Below are 14,351 nucleotides of genomic sequence, written 5' to 3'. Positions count from 1 at the left end.
AATGGATAATGGAAGGATTGTTAGGATAAATGGTCCATTAGTTGTAGCAGATAATATGAGAAATGCACAGATGTATGAAGTAGTGGAAGTAGGAGAACCTAGATTAATCGGAGAGATTACTAGAATAGAAGGAGATAGAGCATTCATACAAGTTTATGAAGATACTAGCGGAATAAAACCAAATGAACCAGTATACAGAACAGGTGCGCCACTATCTATAGAGCTGGGTCCGGGCTTAATAGGAAAAATATTTGATGGGTTACAAAGACCATTAGATTCAATTAAAGAACTTACAAAATCTCCCTTTATAGCAAGAGGCATAAAGGTTCCATCAATTGATAGAAAAACTAAGTGGCACTTTATACCCAAAGTTAAAAAAGGAGATAAGATCGAAGGTGGAGATATAATAGGAATTGTAAACGAAACTCCATTAGTAGAGCATAGAATTTTAGTTCCTCCTTATATTCACGGCACCTTAAAGGAAATTGTCGCTGAGGGAGATTATACAGTTGAAGAATCAGTAGCAATTGTTGATATGAATGGAGATGAGGTACCAATAAAGTTGATGCAAAAGTGGCCAGTTAGAATTCCTAGACCATTTAAAGAGAAGCTAGAGCCAACTGAGCCACTGTTAACTGGAACCAGGGTACTGGATACGATATTCCCAATAGCCAAAGGAGGTACAGCCGCAATACCTGGACCTTTCGGAAGTGGAAAAACAGTTACGTTACAGAGTTTAGCTAAGTGGAGTGCCGCAAAAATAGTAATTTATGTGGGATGTGGAGAGAGAGGAAACGAGATGACAGATGAGTTAAGACAATTCCCAAGTCTTAAAGATCCTTGGACTGGTAGACCATTGTTAGAAAGAACAATATTAGTTGCTAATACAAGTAATATGCCAGTAGCTGCTAGGGAAGCGAGCATATATGTAGGTATTACCATGGCGGAGTATTTCAGAGATCAAGGGTACGATACATTGTTGGTTGCAGATTCAACTTCAAGGTGGGCAGAAGCTCTAAGAGATTTAGGAGGAAGAATGGAGGAAATGCCGGCGGAAGAGGGATTCCCAAGTTATTTACCCTCAAGGCTCGCGGAATATTATGAGAGAGCTGGGAGAATCAAAACAATAGGAAAACCAGAAAGGTTTGGTTCAGTTACCGTTGCCTCTGCAGTTTCTCCACCTGGCGGAGATTTCACAGAACCAGTTACGAGTCAAACGCTGAGATTCGTAAAAGTATTCTGGCCTTTAGATGTATCATTAGCACAGGCCAGACACTATCCTGCCATTAACTGGCTTCAAGGATTCTCAGCATATGTTGACTTAGTTGCCAATTGGTGGAATAGTAATGTGGATCCGAAATGGAGAGAAATGAGGGACATGATGGTGAGGACATTAATTAGGGAAGACGAGTTAAGACAAATAGTAAGACTAGTTGGACCAGAATCTCTAGCAGAAAAGGATAAATTAGTACTTGAGACTGCAAGGTTAATTAAAGAGGCTTTCTTAAAGCAAAACGCCTATGATGATATAGACGCATTCTCTTCTCCACAGAAGCAAGCTAGAATAATGAGATTAATTTACTTATTCAACACGCATGCTTCTAGATTAGTTGAAAGAGGAATTCCTACAAAGAAAATAGTAGATAGTATGGGACAACTCTTACCAGAAATTATCAGATCGAAAGCAGCAATCAAAAATGATGAGTTAAATAAGTATGATGAATTAGAGAGAAAATTAATTAGCGTCTTTGAGAATTTGGAAAAGGAGGCTGGTGCTTAATGTTAAGCGTAAGGGAATTCTCAAACATATCTATGATTAAAGGCCCACTAGTTTATGTTCAAGGAGTGACTGACGCATCATATAATGAGCTAGTGGAAATTGAGATGCCAAATGGTGAAAGAAGAAGAGGTCTAGTTATAGACTCTCAAATGGGAATAGCAATAGTACAAGTTTTTGAAGGAACTACCGGTATTTCGCCTACCGGAACTAAGATAAGGATGTTAGGAAGGGGTTTAGAGGTAAAGATCTCAGAGGAGATGCTAGGGCGTATATTCAATCCATTGGGTGATCCATTAGATAATGGGCCGCCAGTCATTAAAGGGGAAAAGAGAGATATAAACGGATCCCCGCTAAATCCTGCGGCAAGGGAGTATCCAGAAGAGTTTATACAAACAGGAATATCTGCAATAGATGGATTAAACGCGTTATTAAGAGGACAAAAACTACCAATATTTAGTGGTAGCGGATTGCCAGCAAATATGTTAGCTGCTCAAATAGCTAAACAAGCAACCGTAAGGGGAGAAGAAAGTAATTTCGCAGTAGTCTTTGCAGCAATTGGTGCTAGATACGATGATGCATTATTTTTCCGTAAGTTCTTTGAAGAAACGGGCGCTATTAATAGGGTTGCGATGATAGTTAGTTTAGCAAACGAACCGCCCGTAATGAAAACATTAACGCCAAAGAGTGCATTAACGTTAGCGGAATACTTAGCTTTTGAGCAAGATATGCACGTCTTAGCAATATTAATTGATATGACAAACTACTGTGAAGCTTTAAGAGAAATTAGTGCAGCAAGAGAAGAAGTACCTGGAAGAGGTGGATACCCAGGTTATATGTATACTGATTTAGCTACGATCTATGAGAGAGCAGGGAAGGTTCTAGGAAAGAAGGGCTCAATCACTCAAATGCCCATATTGACAATGCCTAACGATGATATAACACATCCAATTCCAGACTTAACAGGTTATATAACTGAAGGACAAATAGTTCTTGATAGGGCTTTATATAACAAGGGTATTTATCCACCTATTAATGTTTTAATGAGTTTATCAAGATTAGCGAAAGATGGTATTGGAGAAGGAAAAACTAGGGATGATCATAAAGATGTTTCAAATCAGTTATTTGCTTCATATGCAAGAGCAGTAGATACTAGAGGATTAGCTGCGATAATAGGCGAGGATTCATTGTCAGAGGTAGATAGGAAATATTTACTATTTGGTGAACTTTTCGAGAGGAAGTTTGTTAGTCAAGGATTTAACGAAAATAGAGATATAGAAACCACGCTAGATATTGGTTGGGAGATTCTATCAGTTTTGCCAGAATCTGAGCTAACAAACATAAAGACCCAATACATAAAGAAGTACCATCCAAACTATAGGGGTAAGAAATGAGTCAAAAAGTTTTGCCAACTAAGATAAATTTGATACAATTCAGAAGACAATTAAGACTTATTACAGTTATAAAAAGATTATTGGAAAATAAGAGAGAAGTTTTGCTTCTCTATTTAAGAACTTATGTATCTCAATACGAAAAAATTTACAATGAAGTAAATGAAGAGATGAAAAAAGTGTACGAAAACTATCTACAAGCAGTAGCATCAGAAGGAATTTCTAACATAAAGGAAATAGCTCTTTCACAAAAACCTAGCCTAGAGGTTAGTAGCGCAATAAAAGTAATTTTTGGAGTGAGAGTTCCGACGATAAAATTAGACAAATCCACCATTCCGCCAAAACCTTTCAGTGATGTTGAAACATCACCTTATTTATCTGAATCTTATGAGGAGATGACTGAAGCCTTGAACAAGATTATCGAATTAGTTGAACTAGAGTCAACTATAAGATCGTTAGTTTCTGAGTTAAGAAAAACTCAGAGGCTTATTAATTCGATAGACAATTATATATTACCATTTTATAGAGGATCTATAAAGTTCATTAAGCAGATTTTAGAAGATAGGCAAAGAGAAGAATTCTCAAGACTTAAAATTATAAGAAGAATATTACAGAGGAGGAGGGAAAGTGGATCAGGATAAGTATTTACAAATTTTAAGAAGTTCCCTTGAAGAGAAAAAGAATGAAATTTTGAAGAACATAAATACAGAGTATGAAAAGCTGTTAAAAAATAGGCTTAGTCAGTTAGATGAAGTAAAAAGAAAGGTTTTAAAGGAATTGTCATAATAGTTTTCTGGGACTTAACTATGAAGAGAGCGAGTTTGATCCTATCCGTCCTATTACCAATAATAATAAGCGGTGTAATAGCGACAGCACAAGCACCGTCAGAAACTGCTCAAGGTTTTGCAGGCATTAACATAGGTGCGGGATTAGCAGTTGGATTAGCTGCAATAGGTGCTGGAATAGCGGTAGGTATGGCTGCTGCAGCTGGAGTAGGTGTGTTGACAGAAAGAAGAGATATGTTCGGTACAGTTCTAATTTTCGTAGCAATAGGTGAAGGAATAGCGGTATATGGAATCCTATTCGCTGTACTAATGCTCTTCGGTAAGTTCTAAAATTAAGGTTAAAGTTTTTTATCTTCTTATGTTTTTTCCTTTTTGTGCAGATAACTAGAGAGAAGTGGTCGAAAAACTTTAGTGAGTGGTTTGACTGGGTCTTAAGAGAAGGAGAGTTTTACGATTATGGAAGATATCCAGTAAAGGGTATGGGAGTATGGATGCCATATGGATTTAAGTTAAGACAAAATATAATTGGTATCATTAGGAATTTTCTAGACTCTACTGGCCATGAGGAGGTATTATTTCCACTTTTAATCCCAGAAGATCTACTAAGGAGAGAAAGTACACATATTAAAGGATTTGAAGAAGAAGTATTCTGGGTAACCAAAGGAGGAAGCGAGGATTTAGACATTAAACTTGCACTAAGGCCTACAAGCGAAGTTGCGATAACTACAATGGAAAGCTTATGGTTAAAAAGTTATAAACAATTGCCTAAGAAATATTACCAAATTGTAAGTGTCTTTAGATATGAGACTAAGGCTACAAGACCTATGATAAGGTTAAGAGAGATTACAACTTTTAAAGAAGCTCACACGGTTCATGAAACATACGATGATGCTCAGAGACAAGTAGATGAGGCAATAGAAATTTATAAGAAAATATTTGATAGTCTAGCAATCCCATATATCATTTCTGAAAGACCAGAGTGGGATAGATTTGCAGGAGCCTTACACACTTACGCTTTTGATACAATTATGCCGGATGGTAAAGTAATGCAAATAGGAACAGTACATCACTTAGGTCAAAACTTTAGTAAGGCATTAGACTTTAAGATCCAGAAGAAAGATGGTAGTCTCGATTACCCACATCAAACAAGTTATGGTATTTCAGATAGAGCAATAGCTTCAGTAATTGCAATACATGGAGATGACCATGGACCAGTTTTACCTCCTTCAGTAGCTCCAATTAAGGTAGTAATAATACCAATTCCTGCAAAAAAAGAAGAAGAAACCCAACAGGTAATGAAGTACTCAATAGAGGTCTGTGAGATGTTGAACAATAACAATATAACTTGTATTACTGATCAAGATACCGAAAAAACGCCAGGGGAGAAATTCTATATTTGGGAAATTAAAGGAGTTCCGATTAGATTAGAAATAGGTCCTAGAGAACTTAACTCTGGCACAGTATTTATAAAGAGAAGAGATAATCTTAAGTCCTATACAGTGAAGAAAGAAGAAGTTGTCAATAAAGTTAGGGAAGTTCTAAATGAAATGCAAGAGGACTTAAGAAAAAGAGCTTGGGAGGATCTTAAATCTAGAATAGAATACTCAAATAATATCGAAAAGGCTAAAAATATCTTGGAAAATAACGCTGGTATTGTAGAGGTTCCTTGGTGTGGAAGTAACGAGTGTGGTTTAAAAATTGAGGAACTTACCAGTGCGAGAGTACTAGGTTATCCAATAGAGAAGAGACAAGTTAATGATAAGTGTGTAATTTGTAAAATGGATGCAAAAACAGTTCTAAGGATTGCAAAAACTTATTAGAGATTAAATAGTGTGAATTAATAGGGGTAAAATTGCCAAAGAAGAGAGAGAACAGAGGAAGAAGAAAAGGGGATAAGGGACATGTTGGTTATATAAGTTGTGATCAGTGTGGTGCTAGGGTACCAGAGGATAAGGCTGTATGCGTTACAAAAATGTACAGTCCAGTTGACGCTTCATTAGCATCTGAGTTAGAGAAGAAAGGCGCAATAATTGCCAGATATCCAGTGACTAAATGTTATTGTGTAAATTGTGCAGTATTTCTGGGAATCATTAAAATAAGGGCAGAAAGTGAAAGAAAACAAAAAGCTCGTTTAAGATAGGTTTTTAAACCTTAAGCTCAAATTATGTGATGATATGAGGCTTTATGAGTTATCTTTTGCACAAATTGAAGATTTTTTCTACAAACTAGCAGAAGTTAAAGATATTATAAAGGATAATGGGTTAATGGAATTTCTACCAGAATTAAAAAAATTGGATTCAGTAATTCAAACTGGGACTACTAGAGTAAAGCATGCATTTCCAATCTTTCAAAAAGGAGGAGTTATAATGGATGTTACAAACGTTCAGCAAGCTCAGATAGCGGAAGAAGCGGGTGCTGTCGCCGTAATGGTTTTAGACAAGTTACCTTATGACGTTAGAAAGTCAGGTGGAGTTGCAAGAATGGCGGATCCTAAGATAATTGAGGAGGTAATGAATTCAATAACAATACCAGTAATGGCAAAGGTAAGAATAGGTCATTATTATGAGGCTAAGCTACTAGAAGCGTTAGGTGTTGATATGATAGATGAAAGTGAGGTCTTAACACCAGCTGATGAGGAACATCATATAAATAAATGGGAATTTAGCGTACCATTTGTCAATGGTGCTAGAAACCTAGGAGAAGCACTAAGAAGAACAGCGGAAGGTGCATCAATGATAAGAACTAAGGGTGAAGCAGGTACTGGAAATGTCAGTGAGGCAGTAAAACACATTAAGATAATAAATAGTGAGATAAGAAGCTTGATAAGCATGTCGGAGGAAGATAGAGTCAAAAAAGCAAGGGAATATCAAGTTCCTTACCAGATAGTTGAGCTTACTGCAAAAATTAAGAGATTACCAATTGTTAACTTCGCTGCCGGAGGTATAGCGACACCAGCTGATGCTGCGCTAATGATGTGGTTGGGTGCTGATGGATTATTTGTTGGTTCTGGTATATTTAAGAGTCAAGACCCAGATGAAAGAGCCAAAGCAATAGTACTAGCAGCAGCTTGCTGGGAATATCCAGAAATTGTATTAGAAGCTCAAAAAATGATAAGTGAACAAAAGAGTATGATGGGAATTGATATAAAATCTCTAAAACCCGAAGAATTGTTACAAGTGAGAGGATTATGAAGATAGGTATAATAGCTTATCAAGGGAGCTTTGAAGAACATTATCTACAGTTAAAGAGGGCCTTTGACAAATTATCAATAAATGGTGAAATAACTCCAGTTAAGATTCCTAAGGATCTGAAAGATATAGATGGAATAATAATACCTGGAGGAGAAAGTACAACAATAGGCATAGTAGCTAAGAAGCTAGGGATATTAGATGAATTGAAAGAGAAGATCACGTCTGGTTTACCGGTTATGGGAACTTGTGCTGGTGCCATAATGCTAGCAAAGGAAGTAAGCGATGCTAAGGTAGGTAAGACATCACAACCGTTGATTGGTATAATGGATATTAGTATAATTAGAAATTATTATGGAAGGCAGAGAGAAAGTTTTGAAGCAATCATCGACTTATCTAAAATAGGTAAGGGCAAAGCCAATTTTGTATTCATTAGAGCCCCAGCAATAACCAAGGTATGGGGGAAGGCTCAAAGCTTGGCTGAGTTAAATGGTGTAACAGTTTTAGCTGAAGAGAATAATATCCTAGTTACTACATTTCACCCTGAATTATCTGATACAACTTCGATTCACGAATATTTCCTACATCTGGTTAAAGGGTAATCTTTTATTTTTTCCAATATATACTTCGATTGAAAAGTGGGGATAAGGATTTTGAATGATCTGATGCTAGATAAAAGTGCTTTATTATTTGGAGTTTCGAAATATCTTGAGAAGGGAATAATAACTGGTAATGTGCTAATTCATAAATCGCTCTTGGCTGAGCTTGAAAGAGAAAGTAATGATGGTTTGGTTAGTGCTGAAATAGCGCTTGATGAAGTGAAGAAGGTAAAAGATATAACAGAAAGAATTCTAGTTAGCTTTGAGATAGTCGGTGAAAATTCGAAAAAAGGAGAAGCTAATGAATTGTCTCGTGAATATTGTCTAGAGAAAGGTTGCATAATTGTCACTGCAGATGAGATTCAGAAAAAGATTTGCGACGCAATGGGATTACAGTATAGCTTTTTACAGCCATTGGAGCAAGGTTTATCATTTGAAAATTTCTTTGATGACGAAACGATGAGTGTGCACATAAAAGAGGATACTGTTCCGAGAGCTAAAAAGGGCAAGCCAGGAAATTGGAAATTTGTAAATCTTTCGGATAGGCCCATGTTATCAACTGATGTAAGAAGGATAGCTAACGAGATAATTAACGCTGTTAGACTCATAAAAGGCTCCTTTATAGAAATAGAGAGAAAAGGCTCTCTTATTATCCAATTAGGCAACTACAGAGTAGTAATAACTAGACCACCCTTAAGTGATGGATGGGAAATAACTATAACTAGACCAGTAGTTAGGAAAAGATTAGAGGAGTATAATTTAGATGAACGATTAATAAAGAGATTAGAAGAAAGAGCAGAGGGCATAATCATAGCAGGAGCACCTGGTATGGGAAAAACAACATTTGCACAAGCATTAGCAGAATACTATATGAGGTTAGGAAAGATAGTGAAAACCATAGAATCTCCAAGAGATATGCACTTACCTCCTGAGATAACACAATATTCTAAAAATTATGCCGAAATTGGAGAGCTTCATGATATTTTACTATTGAGTAGACCGGACTATACAGTATATGATGAGATGAGGAATGATGAGGATTTTAAACTTTATGTTGATCTTCGTCTTGCTGGCGTAGGAATGGTAGGAGTTGTTCATGCCACCTCACCTATTGATGCTATACATAGATTTGTAAATAGAGTTGATATAGGTACAATACCAAATATCTTGGATACTTTAATATTCATAAATTCTGGAAATGTAAGCAAAGTTTACACTTTAGAAATTACAGTAAAGGTACCAGCAGGGTTAAAGGAAGCTGATCTTGCAAGACCAGTCGTTGAAATAAAAGACTTGTCTACCGGGAATACTGAGTATGAGATCTATGTGTTTGGTGAACAGACAATGATAGTACCGGTGAATAGAGGAATAACAATGAATAATATGGAATTTAGAATATCGAAGATTGTTAATAATATAATCCCAAATGCCACAGTAAAGTATGAGGATGGAGAGTATGTTATCGTAATTCCAAAAGAGGAGATAGGAAAATACAACAGGAAATTAGTACAACGGTTAAAGAGACTCGAGAAAAAGAACAATATAAAGATAAAGATAAAACTATCAGATTAGAGAAAATTATCTAGCGTTCTGCTCACCTTTGCTTCTACTAATCTTACCAAATCTTCTAAGTCTAACCCTTCTACCTCAGAGTCAGCAACATAATTTCCCGTCTCAGTTCTTCTTAACTTATTAAATGGTATGAACTTCAAAACGCCAGGCTTCTTAACTCCTAAAAATAAAGTCCCTCCACTTTTTCTTGCAAAATCCATAATACCTTCAGCTTGCTCTCTTCTAACATAAATTTTTCCTTCTTTATCTTTACTACTTTTCATTTCTATTAGAATAATAACACCATTCTTTAAGGCGATAATATCTGGTATAGAGTCTTTTCTCTTACTTCCACTTGCTGGTGCTCTTACTACAGCAAAACCCTTATCCCTTAACTTGCTTACGATATTCCGTTCTATTGCAGAACCTTTCCTCTTTTTAGTGTTCATAAGGTATTATATAAATAAAAGTTTGTAATATTTTAGCTTTTAGGTTTTCCTTTTTGGATCAGATCTTTTAGTTGATTACCGGTCTTTTCTTCTAAACTGTTCTGAACTTGTGAGAGACCGTTGATTACTGTTGGCATACCTCTGCCATACTCCTCTACCCATTCTTCAGCAAATTTACCACTCTTTATTCTCTGTAGAGCTTCTTTCATTCTTTTTCTTACATCCTCGTTTATTACAAATTTTCCTACTGTCATACCACCATACTTTGCAGTATCCGATACTGCTTTTAACATACCAGTAATTCCCTTTTCATATACTAAATCTACTAACATCTTAAGCTCATTTATAGTTTCAAAGTATGCTACTTCTGGTTGGTATCCTTCCTCTACTAAGGTTTCGAATGCAGCCTTCATCAGTTCCATTATTCCTCCGACAAGTATTACTTGCTCTCCAAATAAGTCAGTCTCAGTCTCTTCCTTAAAGGTAGTCTGAATTACACCAGCCCTGGTAGCACCTATACCCTTAGCTATTGCTAATGCTTTTTGAAGAGCTGTACCACTTACATCTTGATGTACTGCAACTAAAGCTGGAACACCACCTCCAGCCTTATAGTACTCTCTAACCGTAGGACCTGGACCCTTAGGAGCTATCATATATACGTCTGAATCTTTAGGTGGCTCGATTAATTTGTAGTGAATGTTAAATCCATGTGCAAATACTAGATCTGCACCTTTTTTCATATAAGGTTGCACACTTTCTAACCACAGTGTTCTCTGAACCATATCTGGTACCAAGAAGATTATTATGTCAGCATCCTTAACTGCATCCTTAGTATGAAGTGGAGTTATTCCATCACTCTTAGCCAATTCCCACGATTTTCCTTCTCTTTCTAACCCTACTACGACATTTAATCCAGAATCCCTTAAGTTCTGAGCCCAAGCCCTTCCTTGGCTCCCATAGCCTAAGACCGCTATTCTCTTTCCCTTAATTACGTCTAAATTACTATCTTTATCAGTGTAGATCTTTGACATAGACTTCACCCCAACTATATCCTTTTATTCTATTGAAAACTGGTACATAAATTATCATGTCCCCCTCTTTTACACCTTCCGATTGACTTTCTATTACCCTTCCCTCTCTTATTATAATTCTTTTTAATTGTGCGTTATCTAATATCTCTGCCTTACTAATATCCACTGTCTTACTTAGGAGAAGCACTGCAGTGTTAAAATTATTGTGATCCTTTACTCCGATGTAAAACTCATAGAGATTTTCATCATTCACTTTCCAGCCATATATCCAATCGATGTCCATAAATAGCTTTCTGAAGTTAGATGCTATCCTCTCTATTAAGCCCGGATCTCTATAATAAGCTAACACTCTAACTACTCTTTCTTGGGTCACGTAAGATCACCTGTTTTAATCTTCCGCCTGGTGGTAACGTAGGTAAGGCCAACTCCTCCTTATCTACTGGTACTCTAATCACAGCGGGAATATCTTCCTTTATCGCCTTCTTAATTGACTTTTCTATCTCCTCGTATGTGGTTGCATTAAAGCCTAAAGCACCAAATGCCTCAGCTAATTTAACAAAGTCTGGTGAAGGACCATAATCTACACCTACTATTCTCCTTCCGAAGAATAGATCTTGAACTTGTCTTACTAACCCTAACGTTCTATTATCAAATATCACTGATATCACTGGAATATGTTCATCAACAGCTGTGGCCAAATTAGTTCCAGTCATTAAGAATGAACCATCGCCATCAAGATCTACTACAATTTTATCTGGTCTAGCTAATTTAGCTCCCATTGCTGCTGGAAGACCAAAACCCATTGTACCCATCCCAGATGAAGTTAGAAAAGTTCTGGGTTCCAGTACCTCCCAAAACACTTCAGCCCACATTTGATGTTGACCTACACCCGTAGTTACAATAGCATCCCTTGGTAATGCTTGTCTAATGGTCTTCATTATCTTCCAAGGCTTTAATTTTCCATTCTCTTCAGTATAGTAAAATTGCGAATAGTATTCTTTATACTCTTTAACCCTTTTCAACCACGCACTCCTATCTCTTTTTTCACCGAGTGATACTATTGCATTTATTAACTCCCTTAATATTATCTTAGCATTACCATAAATTCCAACATCTACCTTTATGGCCTTTTCTCCATCTGTAGGATCAATATTGATCATTATGAATTTCTTTCTTGTCTCTACCATTTCATCATATGATGTAAATGTCCTATCACTAAATCTTGCACCTACAACCAGCATTGCATCAGATTCTAGGGCAGCCATTGATGCTTCTGCTCTTCCATAATACCCCATTGGCCCGAAATATAGGGGATGATCATGTGGTATTGCAGTTTTTCCAGGGAAAGTAGAAACTATTGGTATATGTAATAGTTCCGCTAACTCTAAGACTTCAGGAGTTGCATTAGCCCATACTACCCCGGTGCCTACCAAAATTATTGGTCTCTCCGCATTGATTAGAATCTCAGCTGCTTTTTTCAGTGCTAATCGATCTATCTTAGTTGGGAAATCTCTATAACCCTTAACAAGCGGTTTCTCTGGCCATTTTATCTCTTCCATTTTTTCATAGAAAATATCCCTAGGAATATCAATTACTACCGGACCGGGTCTTCCAGTGGTTGCAATGTAAAATGCATTCTTAACCCATTGAGGGATTTCGTCTATTCTCTTAATTCCAATAACGTATTTAGTCACATTTTCAAACACTCCCATAGCATCAGCTTCTTGGAATGCCATCTTACCCATAACGCTTCTAGGCACATTACCAGTTATTGCAATTACAGGAGAACTATCCCAGTATGCAGTAATAAGTCCAGTAGTTAAGTTAGTCGTACCTGGACCAGATGTAGCAGTACACACTCCGGGGACTCCAGAAGCTCTTGCGTATCCATCTGCAGCATGTGCTGCAGCTTGTTCATGTCTCATTAAGACGTGTCTAAGTTCGCCATTTGCCAAATCTTCTACAAAAGCATCATATATCTGCATATTTGATAGTCCAGGTATTCCGAATATTACCTTTACTCCTTCTCTCTTTAGAGAATCTACTAGAATTCGTGCACCAGTTGGCAATCTATATCACCTTTGGATGTAATTCTTTATATCTAACTTGATTGTTACTTCTTTTATCAAGAAATCCCTTGAAAATTTTGAAGCATATATTAAATTTGGAGGGAGAACTCACCTATCATCTTTTTCACGTCTATGTTTGTATGTATGTATGTTTTTAAACTTTTTCATTATTTTTATTTAGGAATGATAAAGTGAATAATAAAAACTATCCATTTTTAACGTATCTTAATATGCTAAATATTTCACTATACCTAACAATATCTTTCCACATTTCTAAACACTTTACATCCCCTAGATACAACCAGATATTTCCAAAATGCCCTCTTCTATCATCTAAGAAAAGGATTTCGTTAGGTTTTATTTTTAGATTAGTTTTAGCATTAATCTCAATAATTATCTGACTTAACATTAGAAATTTATAGGGATAAGGTTTTGCTACAATTATATCGAAATATTGAAGCAAATCTAGTGCAGCTAATACTTTATTTGCCTTATCTTCAAAGTTCCACGTAGCTAGACCTAATATGTAACCTCTATTTTTTAATTCCTTAAGAGTCTCTCTGACGTCTGGAAATAAATGGAGAACTCTACCTTTAGAATCCTCTAAAGTATCTGCGTTTACTAATTTTAAAGGCTCTTCAAATTCTGATATATTATGATGATCCCATAAGGTTTTATCTGCATCAAACACTATTGCTCTTATCATCTCTATATAGACTAGGGGGAAGAGTATAATAAGCAATTTTACCTTCGTGATAGTCCCTTATTATCGCCTTAGCAACCATATCGATATTTGGCTCTTTAGTACTCTTATAGAACCATCCTCTCTTTATGGCTATTTTTTCTAATAGCTCAAAAGGATTAGAAAAATCCACCTTATACACGCGAATTAAGCTTTCTTTCGAAAATTCGATAATTCTATTTATCAGCATTAAAGCGGGTTTTACAGGGTCCTCTAATAAATCTACGTTGGTTCCCCTTATTATTTTCTCTAATTCGTCACCATCCGGGGGTATGACGCCTGGTGTATCCCATGCATAAATTTTTTTATCAATTTTAAACAATTGTATAGATTTAGTATAACCATATTCTAATGGATGTGCTGATGTTTGAGCTGAATGTTTACCTTTAAGTGCATTAATTATTGAAGACTTGCCAGACTTTGGATACCCCACAAACGTTACAACTCCTTTATCTCCTCTTAACAATAACTTCATTGTATCACGTAAAAGTTTAGTACCTAGATGAGAAGTTGCGGACACGTATACAGTTTCAATATTCTCTTCTTTCTTAAAGTAATTCTTCCAAGCTTTAAGAACCCATAAGGGTACTAGATCTCCTTTATTCAATACCAATAATATTCTTTTTCCGTTTTTTATTGAAATAGACTCTATTTTCTTCGACCTCGTTAAAGAAGGCTCTCTGGCATCTAACACTTCAACTATAAGATCAGATCTCTTGATCAACTGAATGACTTTTCCCAGCATTCATTTTATTTTCTTGTACTTGCT

At 36.3% G+C, this 14,351-nt stretch carries 16 protein-coding genes; 10 read left to right on the top strand and 6 right to left on the bottom strand.

Annotation, left to right across the window (positions count from 1 at the left end; all coding sequences use genetic code 11):
* Window position 1 precedes the first annotated feature (1 nt).
* The 10 genes from GFS03_RS08895 to GFS03_RS08850 all read left to right on the top strand — a co-directional run bounded on the left by GFS03_RS08895 (window position 2) and on the right by GFS03_RS08850 (window position 9,312).
* Complete coding sequence (locus GFS03_RS08895; RefSeq protein ID WP_153423589.1) at window positions 2-1,780, top strand: ATP synthase subunit A; 1,779 nt, start codon at window positions 2-4, stop codon at window positions 1,778-1,780.
* Entirely contained in the window at window positions 1,780-3,171 is a 1,392-nt protein-coding gene (locus tag GFS03_RS08890) for an ATP synthase subunit B (protein WP_153423587.1), read from the top strand. Before GFS03_RS08895 ends, GFS03_RS08890 begins: the two co-directional genes overlap by 1 nt.
* Window positions 3,168-3,809, top strand: coding sequence for a V-type ATP synthase subunit D (locus GFS03_RS08885; protein WP_153423585.1), 642 nt, complete (start codon window positions 3,168-3,170; stop codon window positions 3,807-3,809). The genes GFS03_RS08890 and GFS03_RS08885 overlap by 4 nt, the downstream gene beginning before the upstream one ends.
* Complete coding sequence (locus tag GFS03_RS08880; protein WP_153423583.1) at window positions 3,796-3,954, top strand: ATPase; 159 nt, start codon at window positions 3,796-3,798, stop codon at window positions 3,952-3,954. The genes GFS03_RS08885 and GFS03_RS08880 overlap by 14 nt, the downstream gene beginning before the upstream one ends.
* Before the next feature lie 20 nt (window positions 3,955-3,974).
* A complete protein-coding gene (locus GFS03_RS08875) occupies window positions 3,975-4,283 on the top strand; it encodes a V-type ATP synthase subunit K (RefSeq protein ID WP_153423581.1) in 309 nt (102 codons plus the stop codon).
* Window positions 4,284-4,327: 44 nt separating this feature from the next.
* Entirely contained in the window at window positions 4,328-5,773 is a 1,446-nt protein-coding gene (gene proS, locus GFS03_RS08870) for a proline--tRNA ligase (protein ID WP_153423579.1), read from the top strand.
* Window positions 5,774-5,805: 32 nt separating this feature from the next.
* Window positions 5,806-6,093 carry a 30S ribosomal protein S26e gene (locus tag GFS03_RS08865; RefSeq protein WP_153423577.1) on the top strand — a complete coding sequence of 96 codons (288 nt, stop codon included), beginning with the start codon at window positions 5,806-5,808 and terminating at the stop codon, window positions 6,091-6,093.
* A 34-nt stretch (window positions 6,094-6,127) separates the two neighbouring features.
* Window positions 6,128-7,144 (top strand): pyridoxal 5'-phosphate synthase lyase subunit PdxS, encoded by a 1,017-nt coding sequence (pdxS, locus tag GFS03_RS08860; protein ID WP_153423575.1) that lies wholly within the window; start codon window positions 6,128-6,130, stop codon window positions 7,142-7,144.
* The gene (gene pdxT / locus GFS03_RS08855; protein ID WP_153423573.1) at window positions 7,141-7,743 is read left to right on the top strand and encodes a pyridoxal 5'-phosphate synthase glutaminase subunit PdxT; all 603 of its coding nucleotides are present in this window, start codon (window positions 7,141-7,143) and stop codon (window positions 7,741-7,743) included. Before pdxS ends, pdxT begins: the two co-directional genes overlap by 4 nt.
* Window positions 7,744-7,806: 63 nt before the next feature.
* On the top strand, window positions 7,807-9,312 hold the full coding sequence (locus GFS03_RS08850) for a PINc/VapC family ATPase (protein ID WP_181443804.1): 1,506 nt from the start codon (window positions 7,807-7,809) through the stop codon (window positions 9,310-9,312).
* Here the strand turns inward: GFS03_RS08850 and hjc are convergent.
* The 6 genes from hjc to GFS03_RS08820 all read right to left on the bottom strand — a co-directional run bounded on the left by hjc (window position 9,309) and on the right by GFS03_RS08820 (window position 14,327).
* Window positions 9,309-9,740: a Holliday junction resolvase Hjc gene (hjc, locus tag GFS03_RS08845; protein WP_153423570.1), complete on the bottom strand. Its 432-nt coding sequence runs from the start codon at window positions 9,738-9,740 to the stop codon at window positions 9,309-9,311. The two genes, GFS03_RS08850 and hjc, sit on opposite strands and share 4 nt — an antisense overlap.
* Before the next feature lie 32 nt (window positions 9,741-9,772).
* A complete protein-coding gene (ilvC, locus tag GFS03_RS08840) occupies window positions 9,773-10,780 on the bottom strand; it encodes a ketol-acid reductoisomerase (RefSeq protein ID WP_153423568.1) in 1,008 nt (335 codons plus the stop codon).
* Complete coding sequence (locus tag GFS03_RS08835) at window positions 10,752-11,144, bottom strand: hypothetical protein (protein ID WP_153423566.1); 393 nt, start codon at window positions 11,142-11,144, stop codon at window positions 10,752-10,754. The genes ilvC and GFS03_RS08835 overlap by 29 nt, the downstream gene beginning before the upstream one ends.
* On the bottom strand, window positions 11,122-12,840 hold the full coding sequence (locus GFS03_RS08830; RefSeq protein WP_153423564.1) for an acetolactate synthase large subunit: 1,719 nt from the start codon (window positions 12,838-12,840) through the stop codon (window positions 11,122-11,124). Before GFS03_RS08830 ends, GFS03_RS08835 begins: the two co-directional genes overlap by 23 nt.
* Window positions 12,841-13,045: 205 nt before the next feature.
* A complete protein-coding gene (locus GFS03_RS08825; RefSeq protein ID WP_153423562.1) occupies window positions 13,046-13,546 on the bottom strand; it encodes a magnesium-dependent phosphatase-1 in 501 nt (166 codons plus the stop codon).
* Entirely contained in the window at window positions 13,524-14,327 is an 804-nt protein-coding gene (locus GFS03_RS08820) for a GTPase (protein WP_153423560.1), read from the bottom strand. The genes GFS03_RS08825 and GFS03_RS08820 overlap by 23 nt, the downstream gene beginning before the upstream one ends.
* Between the last annotated feature and the right edge of the window lie 24 nt (window positions 14,328-14,351).

The organism is Sulfolobus sp. E5-1-F (genome assembly GCF_009601705.1).
GTDB lineage: Archaea > Thermoproteota > Thermoprotei_A > Sulfolobales > Sulfolobaceae > Saccharolobus.
Note: the sequence above shows the minus strand (reverse complement) of the source record. Positions and strands in the feature narration are given on the sequence as shown.

Excerpts from the sequence above, each read along its gene's own strand:
- GFS03_RS08895 (WP_153423589.1), top strand. The coding sequence starts at position 2 with ATGGATAATGGAAGGATTGTTAGGATAAATGGTCCATTAGTTGTAGCA.
- GFS03_RS08890 (WP_153423587.1), top strand. The coding sequence starts at position 1,780 with ATGTTAAGCGTAAGGGAATTCTCAAACATATCTATGATTAAAGGCCCA.
- GFS03_RS08885 (WP_153423585.1), top strand. The coding sequence starts at position 3,168 with ATGAGTCAAAAAGTTTTGCCAACTAAGATAAATTTGATACAATTCAGA.
- GFS03_RS08875 (WP_153423581.1), top strand. The coding sequence starts at position 3,975 with ATGAAGAGAGCGAGTTTGATCCTATCCGTCCTATTACCAATAATAATA.
- pdxS (WP_153423575.1), top strand. The coding sequence starts at position 6,128 with ATGAGGCTTTATGAGTTATCTTTTGCACAAATTGAAGATTTTTTCTAC.
- pdxT (WP_153423573.1), top strand. The coding sequence starts at position 7,141 with ATGAAGATAGGTATAATAGCTTATCAAGGGAGCTTTGAAGAACATTAT.
- GFS03_RS08850 (WP_181443804.1), top strand. The coding sequence starts at position 7,807 with ATGCTAGATAAAAGTGCTTTATTATTTGGAGTTTCGAAATATCTTGAG.
- hjc (WP_153423570.1), bottom strand. The coding sequence starts at position 9,740 with ATGAACACTAAAAAGAGGAAAGGTTCTGCAATAGAACGGAATATCGTA.
- GFS03_RS08825 (WP_153423562.1), bottom strand. The coding sequence starts at position 13,546 with ATGATAAGAGCAATAGTGTTTGATGCAGATAAAACCTTATGGGATCAT.
- GFS03_RS08820 (WP_153423560.1), bottom strand. The coding sequence starts at position 14,327 with ATGCTGGGAAAAGTCATTCAGTTGATCAAGAGATCTGATCTTATAGTT.